This is a genomic window from bacterium (assembly GCA_021159335.1).
Taxonomy (GTDB): Bacteria; UBP14; UBA6098; order B30-G16; family B30-G16; genus JAGGRZ01.
On sequence record JAGGRZ010000035.1, the window covers coordinates 1 to 10716 of the forward strand.

Genomic DNA, 10716 nt, shown 5'->3' on the forward strand with positions numbered 1-10716 from the left:
ACAGCGACATTAAGTGAGCTATCTTGGCTCCAATCATCATTGTAGTAAGCGTAAACATCATATGTATCGGGTGCGACTCTTATTGAGTATTCGCCTAAACGATTTGTTACAACTGAGAATGTATGAGCATTAGTCGCAGTAATCGTTATCCCATCGTGTTCATACTCGCCCTCGAAGAAGCAGTGTCCCATTATAACACCGAACATCGGGTTAAGAGTAAGGTTCACTACCACAGTTTCACCAGTAGCAACACTAACGCCAGTAACGGTATCGGCAGACCATAGGTAATTATAGAAACCTATAACATCCCATGTGCCGGGTAAAACTACTAATTCGTAATGACCAGTGGAATCTGTATATCCGAAGAATGGGCCAGCGTTAACTCTTATTCCATAATTAATCGTGTCGCCAAGTTTTGTAACTGTTCCTGTTATAACACCATACTGGGTCATTCCTATCTCCGCTGTAATATCGTCAACATACCAGCCAGGATAGGATGTCGTATAGGAGCGGGAATTAGAGAAGTAAAATCTTATCTTCGAATTTGCATGACCGAACAAATCAGTTATATTGAATGTATCACAAATCCACCGTGGAGGATATGAACCACCACTATAATATGTTCCTGTGAATGCTGGCTGTCCACCTATACCAGGTGCTGTGGAATACATTGTTCCTGGATAGCCATCAAGAGGTGTTAGAAGCGACCATGTTGAACCGCCATCAGTCGAATACTGAACATTACCACCTGCATAGCCATTATACCCATAAACATACCACCAATGCCAGAAGTGGAGTAATGCAGTGTAGAATCCAGGGGTAGAGGGGCTTAAAGCTGAAAGGTCGAATGTCGGTGATTCGAGAACATATTGGCATAATGGCGCATAGCTCGGATAACTACCATAACCGCCCTCATGCTCAAGCACAGTTCCCCAGCACTTCTGTCCAGAGTGACCACGACCAGGACCGTATATGGCACTTGTTGCACTTCTTGGTCGACCCCACTCCCAGTTGCCCCAAGAACCAGCAATCCTCGTTCCAACAAGCCCTCCATCATCGCTCTCAAAGTCGCTACTTAAGATTGGAGCGTAAATGATTTGATTAAGAGTTAGGTAAACATATGTTGTTGCACCTGCAGTTACCGTTAATCCTATTGCACTATCAGGTGCCCACAAATATCCCTTGCTCGCATAAATATTATATGTTTCGCCAGCTCTGACCGCAAATACGAAATTACCCGTCGAATCGGTAGTAATTTGATTGACGAGCATGTTCATTGAAGGCCAGAATAGATTAATAACTACTCCCTCATGGTTAGTCATACCTGAAAGATGGACATAACCTGCGATATATCCGACAGAAACTGAACTCGGTGGAGTGGTAGTATATTTTATGCATGTCCACTCACTTGTAAGAGGCGCCGCACCACCAGGGAATCTTGTAGAATCAGTGGCATAGCTTCCCATATAGTAATATTGTAGCCCCTTAGTTCCGTTCTCATTTTCCATACCAACCGAACAGTAATTGTAACGGGAACTGTGATTAGCAAAATTATGATAAACTATAATTATCTCGCCATTACCGCCGGGTTCGGAACAGGCACTTGGTTTCACAAGTTTAACAAGATAATCCATCCTCGGATAGCTGCTGCTACAACATCTAAACAATCCCTTAACCTCAATATAGAATGTATCTCCAGCATCGTAGTAATAAATTCCGCCAGGTGGGGACCAATAGGTATACGCAACATACATGTCACCGCTTACAGTTGCTATAACATTGTTAGGACTGCTCGTGGATGGTGTCGGAACCGGTGACCATGTCCATGCGCTCATCGAAGAAAAGCCAATCAAACCATTAGTGCTAATATAAATTTTATTATAATCTTGACCAAAATACCTGAAGGACCACGGTAAATCGATAGAATAAACATTATCATCGCCAGCGCCTCTATATGTCCCTATTCCGCTTATTTCTACCCATTCGGGTGGTGCCCATTCTGTGTAAATAAAGTCGGTATGGTCGTATGCGTAGTAATTACCCTGGAACAGTGTCGTGAAAGTATCAGTAAATGTTGTTTCTGGAGCTGGAGAATCATTGTCAATAGCAACAAAGTAATAATAAACTATAGCCCATTCAGGTTGTGCCGGAAATGTTCCTTGATATGTTCCATTACCAAGACTATCAACGCTTATAGGTGACATGTCAACGCAAGTGTAGCCTCCCGGTAAACCAGAACCCGTCGAGTCAACGGCATAGCACATGTAAATCGTATCTATTCCTGAGGAATCAATCGCCGAAACAGTCTCGGCAACAGAGGTTACAGTGGGGTCATATGGAATTGTAGGATGATAATATGATGAGTGCCTAACTATCGGAGCCGTAACATTTCTGTAAACAATCAGATTAACCCAATCGATATACCAATATCGGTAGGAGTATGAGGTACAATAATAAACAAAACTTACATATATGCTGTCACCGATATATGCATCAAGGTTAACATCTTTCCTTTGCCAACTTGTAGATGTCGGATGCACATCGCCGAGGTCATCGAAATCACTGCTGTGGGTGCATGCGTTCCAGTCACCTGTGGATACCCAAATATGGTTCCAATAATTCGTATAGGAACCTGAATATCTGTGGTAGAAGGAAAGCCTGACTGAGTCAGCATCGCTGGGAATATAAACCTTAGGGGTAACAAGATGTTGATAATAATTGTAATAACTCGGATATCTATATGCACTGTAAGGATAGTGGTAATAGTTACTACTTCTATACCAATGAACATAAGAATAATAACTTCCGGAGTAGCAACCATATGACCGCCATCCCGAAGGCGGAACGCTGTTAAAAGTTTCCGGCCCAAGAACAGTATCTGCAACAACTGTTGCCCAAACGCTGGAACAAACAAGCAATAACAAAACAAAACCTACCCTTCTCATTTTAGACCTCCCTCAAATTAAAGTTTTCATACCCCCAATACATTTACTTAATCAATTTAGAATGCCCTTATTTAGTGTCAAGAAATTTTTTATTACTTAAATTTCGTTCCTATCGATATTAAAGCAAGATTTTTTTGTAAAAAATTTTCAAAAAAACACTTAGTAATTTTGATATTGTTGCTGGTATTCCGGCGTCGGTCGCTGAACATAAATCGTTAGCAAGAACCACTTGTTAAACATTGTTATCTCAATATCCGATGGATTAAACTCGGCTTTTTTTGCCGCAAGTATGGCTGCATTATCTATAACATCGTTTCCGCAACCTCGAATAAGCTTAACATCCGAAACTTTGCCGAATGGGTCGATTTTTATTTTAAGATAAATCCGCTTCCCCCTTAACCGTGACGACCATTCCTGTTCAGGATAGTAAAGCCGAATCGGTCTTATAGGTCTCGGGGCAGGTGGCAATCCCTCAATCAAGCTGCTCGTGTCCTCTTCGCTCGTTTTAGTTATGGGCGTATAGGTTCCCGACGCTAAGCTTGAGGGTCTCGTTGTCACCCCGCGACTGGCAAGCGCAACTTTTTCGCCAAGCCTCACTTTGGCAAGCGAATCGTATGGTGTGTTAGGATAAAGTTTAGAAAGTTCTTCGTAAATCTTTTTGGCCTCCTCCGTCTTACCGTTTGCAGCCAATATCTCAGCCTTTGCTGCCATAGCCTTCGGAACATACCTGCTCCCAGGGAAAGAATCAATAACGATAGAATAATATTTTATCGCTGAATCGGGCCACTCATAAGTAAGCCAGAACTCCTCGGCTTTAATAAAGTAATAAGCCACATTTCTTACCGAAAGCGAGTCGAGCGAACCCCCCCTTCGCTTGAAGTACCTCGCTGCACCAACTGCAAAGTCGCTCTCAGGATAACGCTCCAAAACAAGCGCAAAAACGGAATCCGCAGCGTGCAAATCACTCTTAAGGTTAGCGTAAACCCAGCCCATAGAATAAGCAGCATGCGGAGCAAGCGAATCCTCAGGATGCTCGGAAAGTATTCTCGAATAAATATTAAGCGCTGTGTCAGGCTGATTAAGTTCCGTTATATACATCTCAGCCAGCTCAAGCTGCGCTTTAACGACATTAGTCCCAAGCGAATCGGCATTTTTTATAGCGTACCTGTGTTCAAGGATTCTCGCTATAACTGCGCTTTTCCTCGCAGCCAGCGAACTAACCTCGCTTCGTGTGTATTCCTTAGCTGCAAAATCAAACATCTCCTTCGCTTTCTTCAGGTCGCCCAATTTATAATACATTTCCCCGAGCCGATAGTACGCCCATGCCGCCGACTCCGTGTGAGGATGTGCCTTAATTATGTCAAACCATATTTTCTCTGCACGACTGAACTCACCTCTCGCCATGGCAACATCACCGATAATAAGCTCAGCCTCTGCCCAATAATCCCTGTAAATCTCATCGCCCGTTATTTTGGTTAAAATCTTTTCAGCCTTATTGTATTTACCAAGCTTTATGTAGCACTGAGCAAGAAGTTTCTGAGAGTCTACAAATTCCCTTTTTGGAAGGTCTCCAGCGCCTATTTTCTCAAGATACTTCACGCATTCGTCGTACTTCTCAAAATACCAGCTTATCTGCCCCAGTCTGAGTCTTGCCTTAGGCGCTAATGAGCTTTTCGGAAAACGCTCCAAAAAACGCTTAAATGCATTCTGTGCATCGATAAAATTGCTGTCCTTGTACGCCAACTCACCGATCATAAAAAGTGCATCTTCCGCCCTCTTGGGGTCTTCCTTGGCAAAAAGCTCAAGAGAATCCACAGCGGCTTCCTCCTTGCCGCCATAGTAAAGGCAAACGCTTCGCCAGTAGCGTGAATCGTCCGCGAACTCGCTTTCTGGAAAGTTCTCGAGTAGCTCGTTGAATTTGCGCAACGCCTTGGAATACTCCCCCGTTCTCAGGTAACACATGCCGAGAAGATAAAGGGCATCGTCAACATATTCGCTCTCGGGATAATATGCCAGAACCTTGGCAGACTTCTCAATAGCCTTGTCATAATATGCTCGTGCCTGAGGCGGGACTACATCACCGCCGGCTTTACGGCGAAGCCTTTCCGCAAGACGGTAGTTCTTTTTGGCAAGAAAAAATGTGTTGTAGTAAACACAGCCGGAAAGAATTAGCAAAAGAAAAACTAATAATATTAATGTATTCCTGCTTCTTTTCACAATGTAAAAGATAGTTTGATAAACATTAGTTTCAAGATAAAAAATTGGAGCAGAGGAGATTCGAACTCCCGACCTCCGGAGTGCGATTCCGGCGCTCTCCCAACTGAGCTACTGCCCCAATATCCGAATTATTAAATATTTAGCCAGACCATGTTGTCAAGGCTTTTGGAATATTTCCCCTCAAAAACTAACCACCGCATCGAAAGCAGAACGAACAGCATCCACAGCTTTGCCAACGCCGGCGGCATCGCCTATAACAGCATACCTGAAACCAGCCTCACCCAAAGCCTCTGCCATAGATGCCTCAGGCTTTAATCCCACAGCAACCGCAACCAGCTCAACCTCAACGGTGAATGCTCTGCCATCCTTATCGGAAACCTCAACGAATCCATCTTCAATCCTCGTTACCTTATGTTCAAGGAAAATTTCTATAGGCTTGTTTTTAATTCTCTTAAGCATCAATGCCCTTGATATGGGTTCCATATCTCGCGCTATGTCATCGAGCAACTCGACCACAACAACCCGCCCGGCACCACTGTCGGCAAGAAATTCGGCAACTTCCATTCCTATCATACCACCGCCTATAACTAAGGCCGACTCCGCAGAAAGTCCTCTTTTAAGAACCTCGAGCCCTGTGTAAACAAAGTTTTTGTCAATCCCCTCTATTTTTGGAATTATGGGAACTGCTCCTGTAGCCACAAAAACCCCGTCTGGATTTAATTTAGCAACATCATCAATAGAAGCTTCTTTCCCCACGATTTCCACATCAAGCTCTTTCATACGCGTGACGAGATACTCGACGCAGCTTTTCAGGTTCTGCTTGTATTTGGGAATATACGCCAAGTTAAAATTCCCACCCAGTCTGTTTCTCTCGAAAAGAGTAACTTTCGCACCAGCCATCCTCAAAAGTTCCGCAGCCGTCATCCCGGCAGGACCACCACCCACGACAACAAAGTGCATTCCGGAATAATCGGGAAGTGCCTTGCCCTCGTTTCCAACCCACGGATTAATCGTGCATCTTAACCCCTTGCCAGACTTTATGGAGAATAAACATCCGTCAAGACAGGCCGAACATTTTCTTACAGTAATTCCATTAATACTCTTCCGGACCAAATCGGGGTCTGCCACCAGAGGTCTTCCTAATGCAACAATGTCTGCCATTCCATCCTTAATAATTTTTTCTGCATCCTCTGGAGTCCGTATTCTACCAACCGCTATCACCGGGACATCCACTACATCTCTTACCCGCTTCGCCATCAGCCAGACCTCACCAGTAGGTATTGCCATATGTTGAAAATACCACGGCGGTGACTCGCAGGCAGAACCGGAAGAAACATGAATCGCATTAACCCCACGACGCGCGAGTTCAGCAGCAAACCACACACCATCCTCAATACCGTAACCGCCAATAAATTTCTCATCAGCGGAAATTCTCACTATTATCGTAAAGTCATGACCAACCGCACTCCTTATCGCCTCAAGAACTTCAAAAGCGAACCTTGCTCTGTTTTCCCTGTCACCACCATATTCGTCGTTCCTTTTGTTCGTGGCAGGGGATAGGAATTGTTGCACAAGATATCCATGTCCGAATTGCAGCTCTACTGCGTCAAAGCCTGCATTTTTGGCGTTTTTCACCGCCTCTGCCCAAACCGCTATTTCTCTCTTTATCTCGTCCTGCGTAAGTTCGTAAGGCACTGGCGCCCCTGTAACATTGGGACACGGTATAGGTGAGGGAGCGACTATCCTGACTCCGGGAATTTTGGGATTGACCATGCGGCCCGGATGATTAAGGTGAGCGATAGCTACTGCACCACCACGATGTATGACATCCACTAATTCGCTTAGATTCGTCGCATACACCCCTATCTGAACAGGTATTTCCCTGAGAGCCGGGTCTATGGCGAGCGGCTCGGGTATTATCGCTCCAACACCACCTTCGGCGCGGGCTCGGTAAAAATCAAGATGGCGCTGAGTAATATCTCCCGAGGATGTTCCGTAGCCCGTCTTAACAGGTGCAAAAACAACTCTGTTCCGAAGTGTAACGCCACCGATATTGATGCTTTCGTGGATCATAACACGCCTCCTGAAAGTTTTAAAATAATTTTGTTGGCTAATTCTTTCGCGCTTTCCTCTTTTTCTGCCTGAATAAACAGCCTGCCTGAAAGCTTCGTTCTAATCTCACCCTTTCTGCCGATAGCTCCGCCGGCGAAAACCTGACAATACCTTAGCAAATCTATTATTTTCCATGTTTTGCCGGGTGGATTATCTGAGGCTATAGGATTTTCGCGCCGCTCAACCAGCATCGCCTTATCGTTGACAACCTCAAATATGGCGAACTCCCTCGCTCTTCCGAAAGTCTTTCTGGAAACCTTATCACCGTCGCAGGCAACAGCTATTCGCAGCCTCGAAGCCGGTGCAGAGATAAGTATTTGATTATCACCGTCAACCCAATAGTTTATCTCTACATATTCCGCGTCATCTAAGATCGAACTTAACTCTGAATGAGTGTAATATTTCTCAGGAACGCCAGTTTCCGCACCATACCTCCAATCTATCACCACCACACGCCCACCGGGGGCAAGAACTCTCTCCGCTGCAAGAAGAAATTCTTTTGGCGAGTCGAGATGATGAAATGAATGAACTGAGTATATGAGGTCAAATTTTTCGGCAAGCTTATCAATCTCTTCACCTTTAAGCGTTAGGCATCCTTCGCCATGCGCATATGGATCAACGCCAACCACAAAAACTCCGGTTTTATCAGCGAGCGCTCTCATCAACGAGCCGTCACCACAGCCAACCTCAAGAACGCTGCCAGAGGTTTCCACTATTGGTTCAAGTATTTCGATAGGTTCCATCACGAACTCCTGCAAAATGGAACTAAATTATCATATATTTTAAATTATGTCAAGTCTATTCAATTCGGTGCTTTCCGCTCAAAGGGAGCGTGCAAAACACTTAGTTTCAATGGACAACGGCTATTCGAAGAATTTTTTATTCTCAAACAAAAACGGAAGATCCCGATGTTTTATCGTCATAAATTGTCACTTATTCAATATGAGGGACACTACCTCTCCAGTTTGAACAACGAGTCCGGCGGCAAGCTAAAACTTGGGGAAATAAAGTTGATAATCATTGTCCCCGAGGCAGGGTCATAGTATATGATTCTTCGCGGGAGAAGCGTTTTTCTGTCGAAAATCATATCAAGCGTAGAAAGCGAATCTTCCAATCCACAGCAGGCATACTTTATGGTATTTTTCCTTACTTTCCGCTTTATCTCGTAACTTTTCTCAATTCTTCCAAAAAATTCGCCAAGAATTTCCCTGATATTTCCCGTAGGGATGTCAACTGAAACAGGCGTTGGTTTCTCGCTACCTGAGCGTAACCACAAAGTCCCCGACTTCGCTATATAGCATTCCTCGTTAGTGCCCGCAAAAAATTCTCCACCTTTTATGGCAATATAACCATCGTATTCGGTCGTTTCGCCCCAGCTTACTTGGGTAATGCTTATTTTCGATGTTAACGCGCCCTTGGAAGCATACTTATTAATTATCTCGTCGAATTGCCCGCTTTGCGCTGCTGAAAGCAAGCCAAAAATCGCAAGCCATGTCCAGACAAAGCTTCTCATCGAAAATTCCTCTCGTTCAAAGTGATTTTTCCCTCAAATACAAAATCGACTCTACCCTTAAGCTTAACATTCACGGCATCGGGTAATTTTGGCTCAAAATTAACTATAAGCGTATCGGGTAACTTCACAAGGACACTAACGGGAGGTTTCACGAGTCCTTTTCGTGCAGCAGCCACAGCAGAGGCGACAGCACCCGTTCCGCATGATAAAGTCTCCTCCTCTACCCCTCGCTCGTAGGTTCGAATCTTTACAGTGTTGTCGTCAACGACCTCAACAAAATCAACATTGGCACCTTCGGGGGCAAACTCTTTGTGCCATCGAACTATCCGCCCCCAATACGAAACTGGAACCGTCTCCACATCCTCAACCATTGTCACCGCGTGAGGCACGCCTGAATCGAAAAGGTCGAAAACGAGCGGCAATGTGTCAATAATTATTTCTACATTGTTAGCAACGAGCTTCACATCGGGCATTGACACAGTAACCATGTTGCCGTCCACATTGGCATGAACGACCCCAGCGCCAGTTTCTATGGATATTTCCGCGGGTAATCCGAGCATCCTTGCGAAATACGCAGCACATCTTAACCCATTGCCACAAATAGCAGCTTCAGAACCGTCAGAATTGTAATACCGCATAGCTATGGATGCTGAATCAGACTCGCGCAAAAATATTACGCCATCCGCACCAACACCTATCCGCCTCTTGGCGAGATAACGGACAAGCTTTTCTATGTCAATGTCCGCAAGGCGAGATTCTCTATCGTCAATAAGAACGAAATCGTTTCCCGAGCCTGAGATTTTAACGAACTCTATCTTCATTTATAAGAGACTGAGTTGGTGGCGGTTTCACTCTTGTGGATTCTGGTGCCCTCATTATCCTTCTCTCAATCCCACCAGACCTTATCTGACTTAGCAATGCCTGAACCTGCCTATCCTCGGGATGACGAGCAAGCCATTCCTCTATCGACTTAACAAGTTTATCAATATCTTTTTCGACATTAAGATAATACCACCAGGCAGCCTTGTAAATTCCCCTGAAGTCGGGGAAAAGCTTCATCCCACGCTCAACAACCTTACCGATACGGTCCATCTTCCGCTTCATAAGATATGTATTAAGGTACACCTCAATGAAATACCGGCTTTCCGGTTCCATCGGATATTTGCCTTCCTCAAATCGTCTGCAACCCTCCTCGAAAAGCGAGTCAACCTTGTCCCATTTCCCTGCCCATCCGTAGATGTTCGCAGCGTATGCATTGGAACGCCAATTGTAGGGCAGTGTTTTAAGCATTCTTTCCACTGCCTCAAGCGCTGCTGCTGTATCACCTCGCTTCTGATATTCGTAGGCAAGCATAAGGAAGCTCGTTATGTAATTCTGAGTTAGCTTAAGTGAATTCTCGTCCTTATATATAGTCGTGTCATTGAGCCCACGGAATCGATAGACATCAAACAGAAGATGTCTCATTTTATTCGGCTCAACGCGCCTTCCCAAAGGCTCCGTTGTAACACGGTAAACGAGTCCCTCCATCTGAAGATATTTGTCGAATTCAGCTTTATTCTTAGGGTCAACCGTGACGGCAAAGTAAACCGGCGGGTCAAGATACCGTATGGTGTCACCGGAAGAATCCACCACAACTTTTACCGGGGTGTTCTCGATTATGTGTCTTACCATTATGTCCTGAACCCTTATCCAGCCATCACCTCTGGGATTCGGGTAAGGCCTCAATCGGTCTATCTGTTCATCCGTTAGTTTTATCGGCACCCCCATCTGGTTCTTAAGCTGCTTTATGTACCAGTTCGTGTTAAGAAGCGAGAGATTGGCTATCCTCACATCCGTCCTGATACCCTCAACCGCCTGAAGGAACCACAACGGGAAAGTATCATTATCGCCATTTGTGAAAAGAATAGCGTTTTTATCGCAAGATTGAAG

Annotated in this window: 6 protein-coding genes, 1 tRNA gene and 1 pseudogene; all 8 read right to left on the bottom strand. The window is 44.8% G+C overall.

What is annotated here, in order from left to right; genetic code table 11:
• The coding region (locus J7J62_02125) for a choice-of-anchor J domain-containing protein (protein ID MCD6123952.1) at nucleotides 1–2945 on the bottom strand (2945 nt) is incomplete at its 3' end.
• Nucleotides 2946–3104: 159 nt separating this feature from the next.
• A complete protein-coding gene (locus J7J62_02130) occupies nucleotides 3105–5162 on the bottom strand; it encodes a TonB family protein (protein ID MCD6123953.1) in 2058 nt (685 codons plus the stop codon).
• Between the two features lie 45 nt (nucleotides 5163–5207).
• Nucleotides 5208–5280 (bottom strand) — tRNA-Ala (locus J7J62_02135).
• 62 nt (nucleotides 5281–5342) lie between these two features.
• Nucleotides 5343–7235 (bottom strand): FAD-dependent oxidoreductase, encoded by a 1893-nt coding sequence (locus J7J62_02140; protein MCD6123954.1) that lies wholly within the window; start codon nucleotides 7233–7235, stop codon nucleotides 5343–5345.
• Nucleotides 7232–8017: a methyltransferase domain-containing protein gene (locus J7J62_02145; protein MCD6123955.1), complete on the bottom strand. Its 786-nt coding sequence runs from the start codon at nucleotides 8015–8017 to the stop codon at nucleotides 7232–7234. Before J7J62_02145 ends, J7J62_02140 begins: the two co-directional genes overlap by 4 nt.
• A gap of 209 nt (nucleotides 8018–8226) precedes the next feature.
• On the bottom strand, nucleotides 8227–8787 hold the full coding sequence (locus J7J62_02150; GenBank protein ID MCD6123956.1) for a hypothetical protein: 561 nt from the start codon (nucleotides 8785–8787) through the stop codon (nucleotides 8227–8229).
• Nucleotides 8784–9608, bottom strand: a complete 825-nt coding sequence (locus J7J62_02155) for a diaminopimelate epimerase (GenBank protein MCD6123957.1) — start codon at nucleotides 9606–9608, stop codon at nucleotides 8784–8786. The genes J7J62_02150 and J7J62_02155 overlap by 4 nt, the downstream gene beginning before the upstream one ends.
• A 901-nt stretch (nucleotides 9609–10509) precedes the next feature.
• Nucleotides 10510–10716, bottom strand: a pseudogene (locus tag J7J62_02160) (hypothetical protein).

What these genes read in the sequence shown, in the direction of transcription:
- J7J62_02145 (MCD6123955.1), bottom strand. Translation starts at nt 8,017, where the DNA reads ATGGAACCTATCGAAATACTTGAACCAATAGTGGAAACCTCTGGCAGC.
- J7J62_02155 (MCD6123957.1), bottom strand. Translation starts at nt 9,608, where the DNA reads ATGAAGATAGAGTTCGTTAAAATCTCAGGCTCGGGAAACGATTTCGTT.
- J7J62_02150 (MCD6123956.1), bottom strand. Translation starts at nt 8,787, where the DNA reads ATGAGAAGCTTTGTCTGGACATGGCTTGCGATTTTTGGCTTGCTTTCA.
- J7J62_02140 (MCD6123954.1), bottom strand. Translation starts at nt 7,235, where the DNA reads ATGATCCACGAAAGCATCAATATCGGTGGCGTTACACTTCGGAACAGA.